This window comes from Ectopseudomonas chengduensis (genome assembly GCF_900102635.1).
Taxonomy (GTDB): Bacteria; Pseudomonadota; Gammaproteobacteria; order Pseudomonadales; family Pseudomonadaceae; genus Aquipseudomonas; species Aquipseudomonas chengduensis.
This window is the reverse complement of record NZ_FMZQ01000011.1, coordinates 126,008-145,468: the sequence shown is the minus strand read 5'-3', so window position 1 is coordinate 145,468 and position 19,461 is coordinate 126,008. Positions and strand designations below refer to the sequence as shown.

Annotated in this window: 22 protein-coding genes, 3 tRNA genes and 2 pseudogenes; 15 read left to right on the top strand and 12 right to left on the bottom strand. The window is 60.1% G+C overall.

Features of this window, described 5'->3' with window-relative positions:
• The first annotated feature begins 244 nt into the window (after positions 1-244).
• Complete coding sequence (locus tag BLS08_RS17600) at positions 245-502, top strand: type II toxin-antitoxin system Phd/YefM family antitoxin (RefSeq protein ID WP_004424974.1); 258 nt, start codon at positions 245-247, stop codon at positions 500-502.
• Positions 499-888: a type II toxin-antitoxin system VapC family toxin gene (locus BLS08_RS17595; protein ID WP_004424977.1), complete on the top strand. Its 390-nt coding sequence runs from the start codon at positions 499-501 to the stop codon at positions 886-888. The genes BLS08_RS17600 and BLS08_RS17595 overlap by 4 nt, the downstream gene beginning before the upstream one ends.
• 253 nt (positions 889-1,141) lie before the next feature.
• On the opposite strand, the gene hepT is transcribed toward BLS08_RS17595, so the two are convergent.
• Positions 1,142-1,564 (bottom strand): type VII toxin-antitoxin system HepT family RNase toxin, encoded by a 423-nt coding sequence (hepT, locus tag BLS08_RS17590; protein ID WP_090337049.1) that lies wholly within the window; start codon positions 1,562-1,564, stop codon positions 1,142-1,144.
• Positions 1,554-1,952 (bottom strand): type VII toxin-antitoxin system MntA family adenylyltransferase antitoxin, encoded by a 399-nt coding sequence (gene mntA, locus BLS08_RS17585; protein ID WP_090337047.1) that lies wholly within the window; start codon positions 1,950-1,952, stop codon positions 1,554-1,556. The genes hepT and mntA overlap by 11 nt, the downstream gene beginning before the upstream one ends.
• Positions 1,953-2,169: 217 nt before the next feature.
• Here mntA and BLS08_RS26580 point away from each other — a divergent pair.
• Both BLS08_RS26580 and BLS08_RS17575 read left to right on the top strand, forming a co-directional pair.
• Positions 2,170-2,425, top strand: a pseudogene (locus BLS08_RS26580) (type II toxin-antitoxin system HicA family toxin).
• Entirely contained in the window at positions 2,422-2,760 is a 339-nt protein-coding gene (locus BLS08_RS17575; protein ID WP_169886853.1) for a type II toxin-antitoxin system HicB family antitoxin, read from the top strand. Before BLS08_RS26580 ends, BLS08_RS17575 begins: the two are co-directional and overlap by 4 nt.
• Before the next feature lie 69 nt (positions 2,761-2,829).
• Here BLS08_RS17575 and BLS08_RS17570 read toward each other — a convergent pair whose 3' ends face one another.
• The 4 genes and pseudogenes from BLS08_RS17570 to BLS08_RS17555 all read right to left on the bottom strand — a co-directional run bounded on the left by BLS08_RS17570 (position 2,830) and on the right by BLS08_RS17555 (position 4,853).
• The gene (locus BLS08_RS17570) at positions 2,830-3,360 is read right to left on the bottom strand and encodes an REP-associated tyrosine transposase (RefSeq protein WP_004424990.1); all 531 of its coding nucleotides are present in this window, start codon (positions 3,358-3,360) and stop codon (positions 2,830-2,832) included.
• A 343-nt stretch (positions 3,361-3,703) separates the two neighbouring features.
• Positions 3,704-3,985: a pilin gene (locus tag BLS08_RS17565; protein WP_090337046.1), complete on the bottom strand. Its 282-nt coding sequence runs from the start codon at positions 3,983-3,985 to the stop codon at positions 3,704-3,706.
• 122 nt (positions 3,986-4,107) lie between these two features.
• Positions 4,108-4,251: pseudogene (locus BLS08_RS17560) on the bottom strand (prepilin-type N-terminal cleavage/methylation domain-containing protein); the annotation flags it as partial.
• A gap of 125 nt (positions 4,252-4,376) precedes the next feature.
• Positions 4,377-4,853 (bottom strand): pilin, encoded by a 477-nt coding sequence (locus BLS08_RS17555; protein WP_090337044.1) that lies wholly within the window; start codon positions 4,851-4,853, stop codon positions 4,377-4,379.
• A gap of 224 nt (positions 4,854-5,077) precedes the next feature.
• Here BLS08_RS17555 and pilB point away from each other — a divergent pair, with 224 nt between their 5' ends.
• From pilB to yacG, 5 genes are all read left to right on the top strand, one after another.
• Entirely contained in the window at positions 5,078-6,781 is a 1,704-nt protein-coding gene (gene pilB, locus BLS08_RS17550; protein ID WP_090337042.1) for a type IV-A pilus assembly ATPase PilB, read from the top strand.
• A 2-nt stretch (positions 6,782-6,783) separates the two neighbouring features.
• Positions 6,784-8,001 (top strand): type II secretion system F family protein, encoded by a 1,218-nt coding sequence (locus BLS08_RS17545; protein ID WP_090337040.1) that lies wholly within the window; start codon positions 6,784-6,786, stop codon positions 7,999-8,001.
• A complete protein-coding gene (locus BLS08_RS17540) occupies positions 8,002-8,871 on the top strand; it encodes a prepilin peptidase (RefSeq protein WP_139204258.1) in 870 nt (289 codons plus the stop codon).
• Between the two features lie 196 nt (positions 8,872-9,067).
• Complete coding sequence (gene coaE / locus BLS08_RS17535) at positions 9,068-9,676, top strand: dephospho-CoA kinase (RefSeq protein ID WP_059390436.1); 609 nt, start codon at positions 9,068-9,070, stop codon at positions 9,674-9,676.
• Positions 9,673-9,867: a DNA gyrase inhibitor YacG gene (gene yacG / locus BLS08_RS17530; protein ID WP_004425006.1), complete on the top strand. Its 195-nt coding sequence runs from the start codon at positions 9,673-9,675 to the stop codon at positions 9,865-9,867. The genes coaE and yacG overlap by 4 nt, the downstream gene beginning before the upstream one ends.
• A 111-nt stretch (positions 9,868-9,978) precedes the next feature.
• Here the strand turns inward: yacG and BLS08_RS17525 are convergent, their stop codons facing one another.
• Positions 9,979-10,194, bottom strand: coding sequence for a hypothetical protein (locus BLS08_RS17525; RefSeq protein ID WP_090337038.1), 216 nt, complete (start codon positions 10,192-10,194; stop codon positions 9,979-9,981).
• A gap of 106 nt (positions 10,195-10,300) precedes the next feature.
• A complete protein-coding gene (locus tag BLS08_RS17520) occupies positions 10,301-10,990 on the bottom strand; it encodes an energy-coupling factor ABC transporter permease (protein WP_090337037.1) in 690 nt (229 codons plus the stop codon).
• A gap of 198 nt (positions 10,991-11,188) precedes the next feature.
• Here BLS08_RS17520 and BLS08_RS17515 point away from each other — a divergent pair, with 198 nt between their 5' ends.
• The 4 genes from BLS08_RS17515 to BLS08_RS17500 all read left to right on the top strand — a co-directional run bounded on the left by BLS08_RS17515 (position 11,189) and on the right by BLS08_RS17500 (position 13,926).
• A complete protein-coding gene (locus BLS08_RS17515) occupies positions 11,189-11,818 on the top strand; it encodes a DUF1780 domain-containing protein (RefSeq protein ID WP_090337035.1) in 630 nt (209 codons plus the stop codon).
• On the top strand, positions 11,815-12,363 hold the full coding sequence (locus tag BLS08_RS17510) for an MOSC domain-containing protein (RefSeq protein ID WP_090337033.1): 549 nt from the start codon (positions 11,815-11,817) through the stop codon (positions 12,361-12,363). The genes BLS08_RS17515 and BLS08_RS17510 overlap by 4 nt, the downstream gene beginning before the upstream one ends.
• Positions 12,364-12,387: 24 nt before the next feature.
• A complete protein-coding gene (locus tag BLS08_RS17505; RefSeq protein WP_090337031.1) occupies positions 12,388-12,561 on the top strand; it encodes a DUF3094 family protein in 174 nt (57 codons plus the stop codon).
• A 63-nt stretch (positions 12,562-12,624) separates the two neighbouring features.
• Positions 12,625-13,926, top strand: a complete 1,302-nt coding sequence (locus BLS08_RS17500; protein WP_090337029.1) for an NAD(P)/FAD-dependent oxidoreductase — start codon at positions 12,625-12,627, stop codon at positions 13,924-13,926.
• A gap of 270 nt (positions 13,927-14,196) precedes the next feature.
• On the opposite strand, the gene BLS08_RS17495 is transcribed toward BLS08_RS17500, so the two are convergent.
• From BLS08_RS17495 to BLS08_RS17485, 3 genes are all read right to left on the bottom strand, one after another.
• Positions 14,197-14,272 (bottom strand) — tRNA-Lys (locus BLS08_RS17495).
• Between the two features lie 5 nt (positions 14,273-14,277).
• A tRNA-Pro gene (locus BLS08_RS17490) sits at positions 14,278-14,354 on the bottom strand.
• A gap of 9 nt (positions 14,355-14,363) precedes the next feature.
• Positions 14,364-14,439, bottom strand: a tRNA-Asn gene (locus BLS08_RS17485).
• A 206-nt stretch (positions 14,440-14,645) separates the two neighbouring features.
• Between BLS08_RS17485 and BLS08_RS17480 the strand changes: the two genes are divergently transcribed.
• Positions 14,646-16,967 carry a DUF1631 domain-containing protein gene (locus BLS08_RS17480; protein ID WP_090337027.1) on the top strand — a complete coding sequence of 774 codons (2,322 nt, stop codon included), beginning with the start codon at positions 14,646-14,648 and terminating at the stop codon, positions 16,965-16,967.
• Between the two features lie 9 nt (positions 16,968-16,976).
• Positions 16,977-17,309 (top strand): PilZ domain-containing protein, encoded by a 333-nt coding sequence (locus BLS08_RS17475; RefSeq protein ID WP_017678816.1) that lies wholly within the window; start codon positions 16,977-16,979, stop codon positions 17,307-17,309.
• 380 nt (positions 17,310-17,689) lie between these two features.
• Here BLS08_RS17475 and ettA read toward each other — a convergent pair whose 3' ends face one another.
• Positions 17,690-19,354 carry an energy-dependent translational throttle protein EttA gene (gene ettA / locus BLS08_RS17470; RefSeq protein ID WP_090337025.1) on the bottom strand — a complete coding sequence of 555 codons (1,665 nt, stop codon included), beginning with the start codon at positions 19,352-19,354 and terminating at the stop codon, positions 17,690-17,692.
• Positions 19,355-19,461 lie beyond the last annotated feature (107 nt).

The following is a 19,461-nucleotide window of genomic DNA, read 5'->3' as shown; positions in this document are numbered from 1 at the left end:
AATTCGCCCCGGGGCGGGGCTCCTACAATTTCAGGGCCGATGAAGGCATTGCGCGGGATGGATCAGCGAAGCGTAATCCGTCGTTACGCAGCCCACACCTGACACCAGAGACAAATCACCTCAAGCCATCTCGTGGAGCTCAAGCCAACCCACAAAACTGGAGGAAACCACGGCTAGCACCAACGATTGCGAACAGGCACGCCGGAGAATAGACTAACCAAGTTAGCTAACCAGGTGCTCCACCATGAAAACCGAGACCCCCACCAACAGCCCGAAAATGGTCAATATTCACGACGCCAAGACGCACCTGTCACAACTGATTCTCGATGCAAGCCAAGGCAGCCCGTTTATCATCGCAAAGGCAGGCAAGCCGATGGTGAAGGTCATCTCGATCAACCAGGAAAGCAAACCTCGCACCGGGATGCTGACTGGCGTTTTCAATGTGCCAGACGACATTGACACACCGTTTCAGAATGAAATCGAGTCGATGTTCGGCGCATGAAACTGCTGCTCGACACTCATATTTTACTCTGGGCCTGCGCCACCCCCACCTCACTGCCAACCGACGCGGCCAATCTGATCAACGACCGCGACAACGAACTGCTCTTCAGCGCTGCGAGCATCTGGGAGGTTGGCATCAAGCATGCCATGGGCAAGGCCCACTTCCACTTTGACCCGGCAGTACTCAGAAGAGCACTGCTCGATGCAGACTATCAAGAGCTGGCAATGACCGGGCAGCACAGCATTGCAGCCGCCGCTCTTCCACCTATACATAACGACCCATTTGATCGAATGCTGATTGCTCAGGCCACCACTGAAGGCTTTATATTGGTCACAAGCGATCTGGCCATAGCGAAGTACGCGGGTCCAATCAGGCACGTCAAGTAAGGACGATTCAGAACAGACCACGCACGCCATAAGCGGAAGCAGGGGAAATCGCGGCCTGTCCCTGGGCCCTATAAATCCCAGCTTGTTACACCAGAACTGGACTTCTGCATAGCAAGGCGCCCCCAGCCTTCACACGTCAAGGCAGCCACCACCCAGTAGGAGCCGCGCCTCGCGGCGAATCGATAGCAGGCTCACCACAAAACCAGCCGCCCACCTGTGCGGATATGACAACGTTTTTTCTGAGGGAAAAACCTCAATCCTCCCGCGCATCCTTCAACAGAATGCTTTTGGAATAATCGAGAAACTCATCCAGGTGCCGGGTAATGACCGCCACGGTAATCGGTAGCTGCAGCGCTTGGTACTCATGCACGGCGATATTGCGGTAACCGACCATACGCTTGAGCGCTTCAGCCAGTGCAACATCAATCCAACCTGCCCCAGCCAACAGCACGAAAACATCGCGCGCACTCTGTGGAATACCGAGACGCTCACGCCGAATCAAATGCTGCCCCATATCCAGGGCTGCCTCGCAAGCGCGCTGGATGTTCAGAATGGCCGCATCCTGCCGAGTAAAGTCCTCTGCAAAACTCGCCGGGTCGCGCTCATACTCCTCACGCGCACGCCTGACGCAACGCTCGATGCTTGCGGCCTTGTTCAACAACACATCATCGGCCATACACCCGCCCATCTCGCTCGATATCCCGTAACAGAGGCGCCCTGGCCCGATCCAGCTCAAGCTTCTCGCTCAACACAGCACACTCGAACAAACCGGGCTCGGGCCCCTCAGCCACCCACCAGTGCTCGCCTTTCACCAACACCTGCTGCTGCATCACGGTGGAAGCCCTGCGCAAATCCAGCAGGTCAACCGGACAACCCGCAATATCGGCAGCCTCGCTGGCAATCTCCCAGAGCACCAGTGGATCAACATAACCTTTTACCAATACAGCCAGATCGAGATCACTGCCTTCGTCTGCCGTACCCTGGACACGACTACCAAAGGCATAGATAGCCAGCAAACCATCCAGTCGCGAGCGCAGTAACTCGACCAGCACGACCTTATTCATAGCCAACCTCCGCATACACGCTTAGAAGTGTATCCCAACCGCTATAGCACCAAACAATGCCGAACCTACCGCCATGTAGACGACCGCTGCATGGCGGCAGGAAATAGAGCCAGGCCGGATGCCTGCAGGGCGGATTAGCCCCAGCCCCAAAAGCCGAACGCTCCATTCCAGGCGTCACGCAGATACTTCGGCAAACATCGTGGCCTGTAGCAAACGACTGATTAGACTTCGCCAATCCATCCTGAAAGCAGTCTTCGCCAAGCCGGTACCGAGCACACTTGAGTGGTCCCGCATTGAATCGCTATTTGTAGCGGCCGGCGCCAGAGCTATCGAGGGCAATGGCTCACGCGTGCGCTTCGAACTGAATGGCGTGGTTGGCACCTTTCACCGCCCCCCATCCCGACAAGGAAGCCAAGCCGTATCAGGTTCGCGATGCACGGGCCTTCCTTGAACAAGCAGGAGTTACCCCATGAATGCGCATGCAATGACTTACAAGGGCTATGCAGCCCGCATCGAGTACAGCGACGAAGACGGCCTTTTCGTTGGTCACATCGCCGGCATTCGCGACGTGGTGGGTTTTCATGGTGAGTCCGTTCAGGAACTTCGCACGGCATTCGAAGAAGCAGTGAACGACTACCTCGACACCTGCGCTCAGCTGGATCGCCCGCCGCAAAAGCCCTACTCCGGCAAGCTCAGCCTACGCCTGGGGCCAGAGCTGCACGCCACGGTCGCGGTAAAAGCCGAACTGGAGCACAAGAGTATCAACCAGGGGGTCGCCGACGTGCTGAGCCGCGAGGCACATGCGTAGGCCATAACCGTAGGGCGCATTAGCCGCAGGCGTAATGCGCCGAACGATGCAGACCTGCCCCCTTGCCCCCTACCCATCCCCCGGCACCTCAAGCCCGATATCACCCGCCCAATCAACCGGGTAAAGCCCCATCACCACATCACGGTGAAAGCTCGAATGGGGCCAGTCCGCCACCCGCCCCACCAGCCCGTGTTTGCAAGGGTTGATGTAGACATAATCTATATGCCGGCGAAAGTCCTCGTCATCACGCAGTTGATGCTCCCAGTAGCGCCGCTGCCAGATTCCCCGTTCGCCGCGACGCAAACGCGTCAGCGAGCGGTATTCATCGGAGGGCAACCCTCGGCAGAAAAACGTCTTGATCAGCCGCCAGCGCAACGGGTAATCCGCATCACCAGGCGGCAACGTCCATACGCAATGCATGTGTTCGGGCAGCACCACCCACGCATCGATAGTGAACGGATAATCGCGATGCACGCGCCGCACCGCATCACGCAACAGCTCGACATGCCGCAGCAACAGATCATTGCGGCGGCGTTGCAGCAGATTCACGGTAAAGAACCAGCTCGCCCCCGGCGCGAAAGCACGGCGATAGTTCGGCATCCTTGCCCCTCCAGAAACACCAAAAGGTCAAGCCTAGACGGCCACGGAAATAGCTCAAGCCCCGGCAACATCAGGTAAACCGTAGGGCGCATTAGCCACAGGCGTAATGCGCCGAACGAGAGCCGCACACCACAAACTCCAGAGAGCAAAACACCCCGCGCAAGGTAGGGCGTTCAGTGTTGCAATGGATATCGTGATTCGCGGTGAACGACGGATTACGCTTCGCTAATCCATCCTACGGAGTTGATCCGCCTTACCGGGTTACGGAGTTGATCCGCCTTACCGGGTTAATCCATCCTAAGTTGCTCCGCCTTACCACGTTACCCCGTATTTGCTCTCTCGATCAGAAGCAACCCGAGGGCATATAGGTAGGTTTCCAAGCACCAGCGCCGGACTCATCAAGGTTGCAGGTCCAGGTACCGTTTGCCGAGCGCAGGATGGCGATCCGTGCTCCTGCAACAACTGCACTGGCATTGCCACCGATGGTGACCTCCAGCGAGCCGGAGCCATCGGCCGCGAAGGTGGCGATATCAGCCAGAACCACCGTTGTCAGACTTGAAGCCGTGTAACCCAATTCAGCGTTGTTGATCGTATGCTGACCACGGCTTAGCGCCTCTTCAACCAAGCCTTTGTATTAACCCGGCAATTTAACAGGGCAAGTAGCGACCAATCTTTATATCCATAAGCCATTGAATTTAATGGTTTTTGTGAATGCTTGAGATGTGCTATTTGATTGCCGCGTTAATAAGCTGCAACTTCGGCATGAACCCGCTGTACTTGGGTCCGCGCCACATAGTCCTGGTAAATAGGGATCGCAATCGCCGCAAGAATGCCGATGATCGCAACCACGATCATCAGTTCGATAAGGGTGAAGCCTCGACTCCTACTCATAACCTGCACCTACACGATGACATTGAAACAACGCTCATCCAGACGGCGTTCGAAAAAGAATGCCCCGCACAAGGCGGGGCATTCTTTGTGGCAGCTCAAAAATGAGTCCTATTGCAACGGTTAGATTACAGCGGGCAACTAGTGGCAGTGTATTTGGTATCAATGCCAGCGGCTTGGCAGGTCCAGGAGCCGTTTGCGTCACGACGCCAAGTAACACTGCCCGGGCCGCTGCTCAGAGCTGTAGCCGCCTTGTTGCCGAAGGTGGCGACGATAGTCGCTAGGCCGGTGTTAGGGATTGTTACTTGTGGCACGCCAGTGTCAGCCGGAATCGGGTTGCCTTGAGTGGGGCCAACGAGGATGCTGGAGCCAGTAGCCTGCGGATCACAGTTGCCTGCTGCAATACCTACAGTCAGTTTGTTTTCCAAGATGCAGGCTTCGATAGCGGTCTTGATGGCACCTGATTCAGCAACAGCACGTTGAACCTGCGACTTGGCAACGTAGGTCTGATATTGCGGGATGGCGATGGCAGCCAGAATACCGATGATCGCAACCACGATCATCAGTTCGATCAGGGTAAAACCCTTTTGCGCTTGAGCTTTCATTCGTTAACTCTCCTAGAAATGGACAGGTCCAGCGACCTGAGCATCACAATGCAGCCGGCGTGCCAACTTTTCGAAGCAGGCCAGACGGCGATATTCAGCCACTCCATTACAGGCCACCACACCACCCACTGACACTAACTGACCTTTTTCGTCACCTGACAAACCGCGGTTTGGCAGGCGCCAGCATCTAGGCTATAAGGCAGGCATTGTGTGTGGAGCCCCCGATGAACGAAAGCGTATCCCTCTCCGGCCTGGCCAAGCAGATGGTGCTGGCCGAGCTGCTGGACGAAAAAGCCGCTCAACAGGCGCAACTGCAGGCGCAGCGCAACAAGCTGTCGCTGGTGACTTACCTGGTGCAGAACAAGCTGGTCAAGAGCCGCGCCCTGGCCGAACTGGCCTCGGAGCAATTCGGCGTTTCCTTTCTCGACCTCAACACCCTCGACAAGGAAAGCCAGCCACGTGACCTGATCAGTGAGAAACTGGTGCGCCAGCACCGCGTGCTGCCGCTATGGCGCCGCGGCAACAAGCTGTTTATCGGCCTCTCCGATCCGACCAGTCACCAGGCGGTGACCGATGTGCAGTTCAGCACCGGCCTGACCACAGAAGCCATTCTGGTCGAGGACGACAAGCTCGGCGATGCCATCGACAAGTTCTTCGACTCAGCCACCAGCGGCATGGAGGACCTGGCCGATGTCGACCTGGACGGCCTGGATGTTCAGGCCGTGGATGATGACAAGCAGATAAATGATGGCAACGCCGATGCTGACGATGCACCCGTGGTGCGTTTCGTCAACAAGATGCTGCTGGACGCCATCAAGGGCGGCTCATCGGACCTGCACTTCGAACCTTACGAAAAGAACTATCGCGTGCGTTTTCGTACCGACGGCATTCTGCATGAAGCGGCCCGCCCGCCCATTCAGCTGGCGCCGCGAATTGCCGCCCGCCTCAAGGTGATGGCCGCGCTGGATATCTCCGAGCGGCGCAAGCCGCAGGATGGCCGGATCAAGATGAAAATCTCCAAGACCAAGGCCATCGATTTTCGCGTCAACACCTTGCCCACGCTCTGGGGCGAAAAGATCGTGATGCGCATTCTCGACCCCACCAGCGCGCAGATGGGCATCGACGCACTGGGCTACGAGGAAGAGCAGAAAGAGCTGTATATGGCTGCCCTCAAGCAGCCCCAGGGCATGATTCTGGTGACCGGCCCCACCGGCTCGGGCAAAACCGTATCGCTGTACACCGGCCTCAATATCCTCAATACGCCTGATGTGAACATCTCCACCGCCGAAGACCCGGTGGAGATCAACCTGGAGGGCATCAACCAGGTCAACGTCAACCCCAAGCAGGGCATGGATTTTACCCAGGCGCTGCGCGCCTTTCTGCGTCAGGACCCGGATATCATCATGGTCGGTGAGATCCGCGACCTGGATACCGCCTCCATCGCCGTCAAGGCCGCGCAGACCGGGCATATGGTGATGTCGACCCTGCACACCAACAGCGCCGCGGAAACCCTGACCCGCCTGCGCAATATGGGTGTGCCATCCTTCAACATCGCCACCTCGGTCAACCTGATCATCGCCCAGCGCCTGGCGCGCAAGCTGTGCAGCAGCTGCAAGAAGGAAGTCAACGTACCCCGCGAAACCCTCCTGGCCGAAGGCTTCCCCGAGGACAAGATCGGCACCTTCAAGATTTATGGCCCCGTGGGCTGTGAAAACTGCAAGGGCGGTTACAAGGGCCGCGTCGGTATTTATGAAGTGGTTAAAAACACGCCCAACCTGCAGCGGATTATCATGGAAGAAGGCAACTCCATCGATATTGCCACGCAGATGCGTAAAGACGGCTTTAATGACCTGCGCACCTCCGCTTTGCTCAAGGCCATGCAAGGGGTTACCAGCCTTGAGGAAGTCAACCGCGTGACCAAGGATTAACCATGGCTGAGAAAGCTCTAAAAACCAGCGCATTCAAGTGGGAAGGCAAAGACAGACGCGGCGCCGCCGTCAAGGGGGTCATGAATAGTCAGAACCCCGCCTTGGTCAAGGCGCAACTGCGCAAGCAGGGCATCAACCCGACCAAGGTGCGCAAGGAATCCTCCCTGTCCTTTGGCAAGGGCAAGAAGATCAAGCCCATGGATATAGCCCTGTTTACCCGGCAGATGGCGACCATGATGAAGGCCGGGGTACCGCTGCTGCAGTCCTTCGACATCATCGGCGAGGGCTTCGATAACCCCAATATGCGCAAGCTGGTCGACGAAATTAAACAAGAAGTGGCGGCGGGCAACAGCTTCGCCACCTCGCTGCGCAAGAAACCCGAATACTTCGACGAGCTCTACTGCAACCTGGTTGAGTCTGGCGAACAGGCCGGCGCCCTGGAAAATCTGCTGGACCGGATTGCCACCTACAAGGAAAAGACCGAAGCACTGAAGGCCAAGATCAAGAAAGCGCTTAATTACCCCATCGCGGTGATCGTGGTAGCAGTTGTCGTCTCAGCAATTCTGCTGATCAAGGTAGTACCGCAATTCGAATCTGTTTTTGCCAGTTTTGGAGCCGAACTACCAGCCTTTACCCTTATGGTTATCGGCATTTCACAAGCACTTCAGGCATGGTGGTTTGTTGTACTGGCCGCACTGCTTGTGATTGGCTTTTCCTTCAAGGAGGCCCTCAAGCGCTCGCAAAAATTCAGGGATGCGGTAGATCGCGGGGTTCTGAAGCTGCCGATAGTCGGAGATATTCTCTATAAGTCCGCCGTAGCGCGCTTCGCCCGTACCCTATCAACTACTTTCGCGGCCGGCGTACCTTTGGTGGATGCCCTCGACTCGGTATCCGGCGCCACCGGGAATGTGGTGTTCAAGAACGCCACCAACAAGATCAAGGCTGACGTATCCACCGGTATGCAGCTAAACTTCTCGATGCGCACCACCGGCACCTTCCCCTCCATGGCCGTGCAAATGACCGCTATCGGCGAAGAGTCTGGCTCGCTGGATGAGATGCTCGACAAGGTGGCCAGCTTCTATGAAGCAGAAGTGGACAACATGGTCGACGGCCTCACCAGCCTGATGGAGCCCATCATCATGTCCGTACTGGGCGTATTGGTCGGCGGTCTGATCATCGCCATGTACCTGCCAATCTTCCAGTTGGGTGCCGTCGTTTAAATGCTCGTGATCGACTTCCTGGCCAGCCATGTGCTGGCCTTTGTTTTGTGTGTTTCGTTGCTGGGTTTGCTAGTCGGCAGCTTCCTCAATGTAGTGATCTACCGCCTACCGGTGATGCTGCAACGCGATTGGCAGAGCCAGGCACGCGAGGTGCTGGAGCTGCCGCCAGCACCGACCACTCAGACCTTCAATCTGATTCTGCCTAACTCCAGCTGCCCCAGTTGCGGCCATGAGATTCGTCCTTGGGAAAACATTCCGGTGATCAGCTACCTGTTCCTGCGCGGCAAGTGCTCGAACTGCAAGACGCCGATCAGCAAGCGCTACCCCATCGTCGAACTAACCTGCGGGCTACTTTCCGCTTACGTCGCCTGGCACTTCGGCTTTACCTGGCAGGCCGGGGCGATGCTGGTGCTGGCCTGGGGGCTGCTGGCGATGAGTCTGATCGATGCTGATCACCAGATTCTGCCGGACGTGCTGGTGCTGCCACTGTTGTGGCTAGGGTTGATCGTCAATTACTTCGGGCTGTTCACCAGCCTTGAAGATGCTCTGTGGGGGGCGATTGCCGGTTATCTGAGCCTGTGGTCGGTGTACTGGCTGTTCAAGCTGATCACCGGCAAGGAAGGCATGGGCTATGGCGACTTCAAACTACTGGCCATGCTCGGCGCCTGGGGTGGCTGGCAGATTCTGCCGTTGACCATTCTGCTGTCGTCGCTGGTCGGTGCGGTGCTGGGAGTAATCATGCTGCGCATGCGCGGCAGCGACTCCGGCACGCCGATTCCCTTCGGCCCTTATCTGGCGATTGCCGGGTGGATCGCCCTGCTGTGGGGCGATGTGATTACCGGCAGTTATCTGAAGTTCGCTGGGTTTTGAGTCAAAGAGCCACCCATAGTCGCCCAAGTTGTAGGAGCCCCGCCCCGGGGCGAAGCTTTTGAATTTAGCGCTGCCCCTCAGAACCATTCGCCGCGGGGCGCGGCTCCTACATAAGCTAAAGGCACACCAGTTCGCATCACATCGAAATCCCCCCTACAATCGCGGCCTTGAGCAATAACGAGGCTGCATTGGCGTTATGAAACCCTGGATACTCGGCCTGACTGGCGGCATCGGCAGCGGCAAGAGCGCGGTGGCGCAAGGTTTTATCGAACGCGGCGTGCACGTGGTGGACGCCGATCATGCAGCGCGTTGGGTGGTGGAGCCAGGGCGTCCGGCGCTGGCCAGGATCGTCGAGCATTTCGGCGCGGGCGTATTGCAAGCCAATGGCGAGCTGGACCGCGCCGCACTGCGCAAGCTGATATTTGCCGCACCCGAGCAACGCCGCTGGCTGGAAAGCCTGCTGCACCCGCTGATCGGCCAGGAGATCGTTCAGGTGCTGGCGCGCGCAGAATCGCCCTATGCCATTCTGGTGTCGCCACTACTGGTCGAGTCCGGCCAGCGGCAGATGACCCAACGCATATTGGTCGTCGACACACCTGCCGAGCTGCAGGTGCAACGCACCATCGCGCGCGACCAGAGTTCGGAAGAGCAGGTGCGCGCCATCATGCAGGCCCAGGCCAGCCGCGAAGAACGCTTGCGCCATGCCCACGACGTGCTGGTCAATGATCGTGATATGGCCTGGCTGGACGCCGAGGTCGAGCGCCTGCACAACTTCTATCTGACCCTGCGTGGAGGCCAGCCATGACCATTACCGTTCAATGCCCAACCTGTAGCGCACCCGTCGAGTGGAAAGCCGAAAACACCTACCGCCCCTTCTGCTGCGAGCGCTGCAAGCTGATCGACCTGGGCGCCTGGGCCGCTGAAGAGCATGCGATTCCCGGCAATGACCTGGAAGACGAGATGTTCAGCGGCGACCTGCCGACGCGCCCGCATTGATCCATCTCGCCCTGTAGGAGCCCCGCCCCGGGGCGAAGCTTTTTGACTTTAGCGTCGCCCCACAGCCATTCGCCGCGGGGCGCGGCTCCCGCACAAGCAGAATCGGGAACGTCAGGGGCGCATAAAGGCGTAGTCGCGGTCATCATCGAGGTTGTCGGCGAGAAATTGCAGTTCGTGCGCCAGCTCCTGGGAATCACGCAGCGCCCTGCTCCGCAGTACGACTTCCGATAGCAGCGCACGCAATGCCACGATAGGCTCATGACCCTGCACGTCGGCGTCATGCAAAGCGTCCTGAACAGTGCTTCTTGCCCAGCTGTGAACACTCATCTCAAGTACCTCGGAGGCGTTTCTCACAGCATGGCGGCAGGCCCGCTCCGATCATTGACGAAGATCAATCTCGGCCGCGCCATTCAACCGAGCAATACAACGCCATTCATGCGTCTCGATCGTTCTCCTTCCAGGGCGCCTGCAGGTAGCGGCTGCGATTGAAGGTTTCCAGCCAGTCCGGGTAGAACACCACCAGCGCGGTGACGATGGTGCCGTTGATAAAGGCTTCAGGGAACGCCACCAGCCACAGATAGCCGGCAAAGTCGTCCAGCCAGGGCGGCATGGGGAACAGCCCGTCCATCCACAACAAGGCAAGGCCGCCGAGCAGCGTCATCAACGTCGCCAACGCCGCTGGAAAGAAACCGCAGAAGAAGATGTAGACGAATAGGTTGCGCGGCTGTGCGCGCTCGACACGGATGGCGCACAGCTCGGTGACCAACACCGGGATCAGCACCAGTAGCACGCCGTTGATGCCGAGCGAGGCCAGGTCCATGCGACCGATAGCCAGCAGGCCAAGCTGCGCGGCCAGACCGGCGAGCACGGCCAGTGGCCAGTCGAGCAGCAACGTCACAGCGGTCATGCCGATGAAGTGATAGGAGAGCCCGGAGTCGAAATCGCGGCGCACCAGCCATAGCAGAAACAGCGCGAGCATGGTGCCGAACAGCAGATGCTGGCGGCGCAGGTCACTGAACAGTTCGACCCAGGGCGCCCGTGTTATCGCCCAGAGCAGCGCCAGCCCGTAGACCAGCCAGCCGCCCAACAAGGTGGAGAACGCCAGCAGGTTGGAAGCGATCATGCGCGCACACCCTCTCCTTCATTCATCGCCATGCCAGGGAGTCTACACCGGTACTCGGATTTGATTTTGCCGGCAGAGCAGTTGCCCTGCCATTGATCGACAACAGCCCAAAAAACCCAGCTGGATTTCCACGCTCACTGAAACGACTGGAGTTGCAGGCACTGGCATGCGGGTAAGCGCTGCGGCTAAGCTTCAGACATGGACGATTCCGATTATCTGCGCTTACTTACGCACCAGGCCGAACAAGCCAATGCCTTCCTCTCCAACGCCAAGAAATGGGAGCGTGAGCGTTGGGTCTGTCAACGCCTGCTACAAGCGCTGAACGTGCGCCATCACAGCGACGACTTCACGCCCAGCGGCCAGGAGCCGCCGGACGTGCTGTTTCGCGATGCCAACTTCGAAGTGTTTTTCGTGCTCGATGAAGGCCGGCGCCTCAATGACGAGTGGCGCGCCGAACTGGAGCGGCGCCGCAGCGCCTTTTCCCTGAGCCAGCTGGTACGCCGTGAAGCGCGCCCCAAACGTATTCCAGCCAGTGAGATGCAGACGAGGCTGGCGCCGACCCTGCGCAAGAAGGCGCATAACTACCGCGAGCGTGGCATCGACCTCGGCGAACTCGACCTGGTCGCCTTCGTCAGCCTCAAGCGCGCCGTGCTCGACTGCAACAGCCACTTCCCGCCCCCTACCGAATACCTGCGCCAAGGCTGGCGCTCGCTGTCCTTGGTTGGTCCGCGCTTTGCCCGTGTGCTGTTCGCTCACCCGGACGCGCCGGATTTTCTGCGGCAAAACCTCGGCCGTAGTCTGCTGTTCGACATCGGTATCGGCCTGTGAGCCCCTTGCAGGAATTGCTCGCCGACGTGCCGCAAGTCGGCCAGGTGCGCTGGATAGGGGTTCGCCCCAAGGCGCGCGAGGCGATGCTCGAAGTCGAGGCCGTGGAAGCGCGGCGTGAAGCCGGCCTGACCGGCGATCACAGCCGTCCCGGGCCACGCAATGCGCGGCAGGTCACGCTGATCCAGTGGGAACACCTGGCCGTCGTTGCCGCCTTGCTCGGCCGCGATGCACCCATGCCGCCCAGCGAGCTGCGCCGCAATATCGCGGTCGCCGGCATCAATCTGTTCAGCCTCAAGGGCCGTCGCTTTCGCATTGGCCAGGCACTGCTGGAAACCACCGGTTGGTGCCAACCCTGCGCCCGCCTGGAGGAACGCCTCGGTCACGGCACCTTCCAGGCCATGCGTGGCCATGGCGGCATTACCGCTCGCGTGATCGAAGGCGGCATCATCCGCCTGGAGGACACGGTAAGTGTGGAACCCCTCGAAACGATATCTGACCCGCAGGACAACGACGCTCGCCAAGGCTGGCGGGTACGCCTAGAATAGCCGCATTCAAGCAGAGGCCCGCCCATGACCAGTCGCCTGAGCCCCGAAGACCAACAGAAAGTCGACCAATACCTGAGCGCACCGCAGCATCAGGTTGAACGTCAGCCGTTTCGCGTTTGGCATCTGCTGGCGCTGGTCATGGTCGTGACCATTGGCCTGGGCCTGCTGAGCCGCTTGCTGAGTCGACTGGTGCTATGAGCTGCCTTGCGCTCGCCCTCTCGCACTCACACCGTCTTTTTCAAAGCCTTGTGAGCAATATCCATGTCCCATCGCATCGTGATTGTCGGCGGCGGCGCCGGCGGTTTGGAGCTGGCCACCCGTCTGGGTAGAAAACTGGGCAAGAGTGGCGCGGCCCGAATCATTCTGGTCGACGCCAACCTCACCCATATCTGGAAGCCCCTGCTGCACGAAGTGGCCGCCGGCTCGCTGAACTCCTCGGAAGACGAACTGAACTACGTGGCTCAGGCCAAGTGGAACCATTTCGAGTTCCAGCTCGGGCGCATGTCCGGCCTCGACCGCGCCAGTAAGAGCATCACCCTGGCACCGACGCTAGATGACGACGGCCAGGTACTGATGCCTGAACGCCGCATCACCTACGACAGCCTGGTCATTGCCGTTGGCAGCACCACCAATGACTTCGGCACGCCAGGCGCCGCTGAGCACTGCATTTTCCTCGACACCCGCGCGCAGGCCGAGCGCTTCCATCGCCGCATGCTCAGCCACTACTTGCGGGCGCATGCCAATGAAGGCGCGGATGGCTCGCAGATCGATATCGCCATCGTCGGCGCCGGTGCCACCGGGGTCGAGCTGGCAGCAGAACTGCACCACGCTGCCAAGCAGTTGGCTGCCTATGGCCTCAATCGCATTCGCCCTGAAGACATGCGTATCACCCTGATCGAGGCCGGGCCGCGTGTATTGCCAGCCCTGCCCGAGCGCATCGCTCGGCCGGTGCATCAGACCCTGGAAAAGCTCGGCGTCACCGTGCTGACCGGCGCCGCCGTCAGCGAAGTGACCGCCGACGGTCTGAAAACCGCCGACGGCAACTTCATCCCGGCCAGCCTGAAAGTCTGGGCTGCCGGCATTCGCGCCCCCGGTTTTCTCAAGGACCTCGATGGTCTGGAGAGCAACCGCATCAACCAGCTGCAGGTTCGTCCGACCCTGCAAACGACGCTCGATGACGACGTGTTCGCCTTCGGCGACTGCGCAGCCTGCCCGCAGCCGGGCACTGAGGGCCGCAACGTGCCGCCACGCGCCCAGGCAGCGCATCAGCAGGCATCGCTGCTGGCCAAGTCGCTACGTTTGAAGATCAGCGCCCAGCCGCTGCCGGAATATCGCTATCGCGATTACGGCTCGCTGATCTCGCTGTCGAGCTTCTCCGCGGTCGGTAACCTGATGGGCAACCTGACCGGCAGCGTCATGCTCGAAGGCTGGCTGGCGCGGGTGTTCTACGTGTCGCTGTACCGCATGCACCAGATGGCGCTGTATGGCGTACCACGCACCCTGCTGCTGATGCTCAGCGACCGCATCGGACGCAGCACCGAGCCGCGCCTGAAGCTGCATTGAAGTAGTGGCAGGCTACAGACTGTAGGGTGGGCCGGGCGGCGATCCGCTTCAGCCCACGTCGACCGCTGGTGGGCTAAAGCCCACCCTACGAGCTGAAGCGCCCGTAGGAAAAATGTTGGCATTCCCCTTTGCGAGACAGCCGATCGCCCGTGGTGCGTATGACGCACCTGTGCGAACCGGCCAGCGTGGCCGGGACAATGCGAGACGGCCCAGACCCGCGTGAGGCACAGAAACGAAAAAGCCCGCGCTAGGCGGGCTTGTTCGTTGTAGTGGTGGGTCGTGTAGGATTCGAACCTACGACCAATTGGTTAAAAGCCAACTGCTCTACCAACTGAGCTAACGACCCAAATATGGTCGGGGTAGGGGGATTCGAACTCCCGACATCTTGCTCCCAAAGCAAGCGCGCTACCGGACTGCGCTATACCCCGATAGGAAGTTGGCTCCGCGACCTGGACTCGAACCAGGGACCCAATGATTAACAGTCATTTGCTCTACCGACTGAGCTATCGCGGAACTTCGGTCTTCCAGCTCTGTTGCGCTTCGGCTTTCGCTTTACCGCTTCAGAGGCGCGCCATTTTACGTAGCAAAATTTCCCTGTCAACCCCTGCAAACTGCTTTTACGACAATGCTTTGCAGGCAAGCCATGGACTACTATATGTTTCATCGAACTGCGGCACGACGCAGGACGCGCCAGCCGACGACGCCAGTCAGGACAGTCCATGAGCAACCAGGACAAGCCCCCCATTCATCCCAAGGTGGTTAGCCTCGCCAGCCGCGGTATACAGCCGCGCTTCAGCGATCTGGTACAAGCCTGCCGCAAACTGGTGATGAACCGACTGGCGGAGCATCTGAGCGGTGTATTCGGCCAAGTCGATGACACCCTGTTCGAATGCGCCGAGAAAGCCGAGAACAACAAGGTGCAGACGTTGTTCTTCGACAACATGCGCGAGATCCGCCGCCAGCGTCCACAGATCGAGCGCAGCTACCACCAGGCCATCGCCAACAATTTTTCCGATTTCCTCGACGGCAAACTGCAGGATCAGACGCCGGCCGAAGTGGACCCCGAGCAATTGGCCCTGGTGCAGAACGAGGATTACGAAGAAACCCTGCAAGTCACCAATATGGTCAGCCGGGTCAAGGCACGCTGCACCCAGCCGCTATTCGCTCTGGAGCAGCGCCTGGCGCTGCTCAACAACGGCCAGAAGCTCGGCGAGGACAGCAACCCCTTCGGCCCACAGGCCATTGCCCAGGCGTTTCGCGATGCGCTGGCGCCCTGCCCCTTCCCGCTGCAGATCAAGACCATCCTCTACATGCTCTTCGATCGCCATGTGATGCAGAGCCTCGATTCACTCTATGGTGCACTCAACCAGCGTCTGATCGATGCCGGCGTGCTGCCCAACCTCAAGTACAGCGCGCAGATCAATCAAAGCGTCAGCCGTCCCGATGCACCTGCGCCAGAAGCCCCGCCCCCCCAACAGACAGCGGGCAGACCGGGTACGACGCCAGCGCCCGTAGAGCCGGCGCTGTTCGATCTGGATCTCAGCGCACCGCCGCCGAGCGATCCGGGCGCGCTGTTCAGCGGCCTGTCCAGCCTGCTCGGCGAACACCGCCAGAGCCACCCGGACGCGCCGCTGCTGGGCGGCACACGGAGCATCGTCAGCTTCTCACCGCGCCAGGCCAGCCGTACCTACAGCGCCAGCGAACTGCTTGCTGCACTCAATCGCATGCAACAGCAGTCGGCCCACGAACTGGCCCAGCGCCTGCATCAACCGCAAGCCGTTGAAGGCCTCAAGGCCGACCTGCAGCAGCAACTGGAATCGCACAGCAGCCTGCCGGGCGACAGCAAGGTGTCCGATCAGGAAGCCGACGTGATCGACCTGGTTGGCATGCTGTTCGACTTCATCCTCGATGATGAGAACCTGCCGGACGCCTGCAAGACCGCACTTTCGCACCTGCATACGCCCTATCTGAAAATCGCGCTGCAGGACAAGGCGCTGTTCACCCAACACCACCATCCGGCGCGACGCCTGCTCAACACCATGGCCCAGGCTGGCGTGCTTTACGGCAGCGAAGGTGACGAACGCAGCCTGCTGGCCAAGATGCAATGGGTAGTCGAACGGGTGATTCACGGCTTCAGCGGTGACCTGGGACTGTTCGACAGCCTGATCGAGGAGTTCAACGAGTATGTCGAGACCCTGCGCCACAAGGTCGAACTGCGCGAACGCCGCGCGGTCGAGGCGGCCAAGGGGCGTGATCGTCTACTGGGGGCTCGCGAGCAGGCGCTTGAGGTGGTTCAGCGATGCGTCGGAAAGCGCGACCTACCAACCATCATCCGCAACTTCCTCGAACTGACCTGGGCCGACGTCCTGGTGTTTGTCCTGCTGCGCCATGGCGAACAGAGCACGGAGTGGAAGCGCTCCTGCGAAGTGGCCGAACAGCTGGCCTGGAGCGGCACACCGCTCGGCGAGGCCGAGGTGCTGCAGTTGCAGGAACAGCGCGTGCCGATGCTCAGCGACCTGCGCAAGGGCCTGGAATTGCTCGGCGGCTACCATGAGGACGGTATCCGTCGCCTGCTGCAGGACCTGGTGGCCTGCCAGCATGCAGTCCAGGCCAAGCAGCCGCAGTTGGCCGCCCAGCTCAAACCTACCCTGCCAGAAAGTCCCCTGGGCGCCATGCTTGGAGAAGATGCCGACCTGGCTCGCCAGGCACCTTTGCGCAGCAAACTCTCGGCACGCGCACAAGCCCTGGCCAAGGAATTGGCCAGCGTCGAGTTCGGCACCTGGTTCGAGTTCGTCGAGGGCGGCAAGAGCCGCGTGCTCAAGCTTTCCTGGTTCAGCCCGACCACGCACAACTACATGTTCGTCGACCACAGTGGCCAGCGCGTGGCGATCAAACCGCTGACCCTGCTGGCCAGCGAGATGGAAAAGGGCCTGGCCCGAATCGTGACACCCGAACGCGCGGCGCCCCTGGTGGATCGCGCGCTGACTGCCATTTACCGTGTGCTACAGCGTTTCACTGGGCGCACGGCCGAACCCCGCTGAGGAATTTCCATGGAAGAGCGTCGTCAACACAGCCGCCATGGCACCGAAATGCAGCTGGAGGTCTTCGACCTGAACAGCGGCCAGCGCCTGGGCCGGATAGTCGACCTGTCTGCCGATGGTTTCATGCTGTTCAGCGACACCCCCCATACCGCCGACGCGGTGCTGGAATGCCGCCTGGTGTGCACCTCAGGTAGCGATGCGGTACAGGAAGTGCGCCTGGGCGCCGATTGCCTGTGGAGCCGCCCCGGCGCCGACGGCCAGCATTGCTGGGCCGGCTTTCATATCATCGATCTGGCCGAGGATCAGGCCAAGGCTCTAGAGAGCCTGCTGGCCAGGCTCTGAGGGCACCAAACCCACACCAACGAAAAAGCTGATGCCAATCAGATAAGCACTATAAGGCGGTCTTGCGTGGGAGCCCCGCCCCGGGGCGAAGCTTGTGGATTTGTGCTGAACGCGTGATCGATTCGCCGCGAGGCGCGGCTCCTACAGGTACGTAGCAATCTTTCGACCGACACATACTCCGAATGGGTAGGAGCTTTCGCCTCTTCCCCGGTTCGCGGCGGGGCGCCGCTCCTACAGATAGCCTGCGCCCTCAACGAAAACGGAGCCCGCGGGCTCCGTTTTTTCATCCCGGCGTAACACCGGGATATCGCATGGTGGGTTACGCGGCGCACTCTGCTCGTGAAACCAGCCAATTAAGTGCTTGGCGCCGCTAACCCACCCTACGCCAGCTTCTTGTAACGCACGCGGTGCGGCTGCGCGGCGGCATCGCCCAGGCGTTTCTTGCGATCGGCTTCGAACTCGGTGTAGTTGCCTTCGAAGAAGTTGACCTTGCCGTCGTCCTCGTAGGAGAGGATGTGCGTGGCGATACGGTCGAGGAACCAGCGATCGTGGGAAATCACCACGGCGGCGCCCGGGAAGTCCAGCAGCGCCTCTTCCAGCGCGCGCAGGGTTTCCACGTCGAGGTCGTTGGACGGTTCGTCGAGCAGCAGCACGTTGCCGCCCTGCTTCAGGGTCAGCGCCATGTGCAGGCGACCGCGCTCACCACCGGAGAGGTCCTTGACGAACTTCTGCTGGTCGGCGCCCTTGAAGTTGAAGCGGCCGACGTAACCGCGCGACGGCACCTCGTAGTTGCCGACCTTGATCATGTCGAAGCCATCGGAAATCTGCTCCCACACGGTCTTGTTGCCTTCGAGCATCTCGCGGCTCTGCTCGACGCTGGCGATCTGTACGGTCTCACCGATCTCGATGGTGCCGGAGTCCGGCTGCTCCTTACCGGTGATCATGCGCAGCAGGGTCGACTTACCAGCGCCGTTACCACCGATCACGCCGACAATGGCGCCTTTGGGGATGCTGAAGGACAGGTCATCGATCAGCACGCGGTCGCCGAAGGACTTCGACACATTGTGGAAATCGATGACCTTGTCGCCCAGACGCGGGCCAGCCGGGATGTAGATCTCGTTGGTCTCGCTGCGCTTCTGGAATTCCTGCGACTGCATTTCCTCGAAGCGCTGCAGACGTGCCTTGGATTTGGACTGGCGTGCCTTGGCGCCCTGGCGTACCCACTCCAGTTCGGCCTTCATCGCCTTGGCGTGCGACGCCTCGGCCTTGGCTTCCTGAGCCAGACGGTTGGCTTTCGATTCCAGCCAGCCGGAGTAGTTGCCCTCATAGGGAATACCGTGGCCGCGGTCGAGTTCGAGAATCCAGCCGGCGACGTTATCGAGGAAGTAACGGTCGTGAGTAATCGCTACCACTGTGCCGGGGAAGTCGTGCAGGAAGCGCTCCAGCCAGGCGACCGAGTCGGCGTCCAGGTGGTTGGTCGGCTCGTCGAGCAGCAGCATGTCTGGCGCCGACAGCAGCAGGCGACACAGCGCCACGCGGCGTTTCTCACCACCGGACAGGTGCTCGACCTTGGCGTCCCAGGCCGGCAGACGCAGGGCGTCGGCGGCGACTTCCAGCTGCCGCTCCAGGTTATGACCATCGGACGCCTGCAGAATGGCTTCGAGCTTGGCCTGCTCGGCAGCCAGGGCGTCGAAGTCGGCGTCCGGCTCGGCGTAAGCGGCGTAGACCTCGTCAAGGCGGGCCTGGGCCTGCTTGATCTCGCCTACCGCCTCTTCGACGATGTCGCGCACCGTCTTGCTCGGGTCGAGCTGCGGCTCCTGCGGCAGGTAGCCGACCTTGATCCCCGGCATCGGACGAGCCTCGCCGTCGATCTCGGTATCGACGCCAGCCATGATGCGCAGCAGCGTGGACTTACCGGCACCGTTGAGGCCCAGCACGCCGATCTTGGCACCTGGGAAGAATGACAGGGAGATGTCCTTGAGAATTTCACGCTTCGGCGGGACAACCTTGCTGACCCGATGCATGCTGTAGACGTACTGAGCCATGGAGAACCTGACTGGTGAGAATGAGGGCTGAGAATGGCGGGCCTTGCAGACACTGCGATAACGTTGCGAGTGACGAAACCGGCAACGCCGACAGTCTGACCATCTGC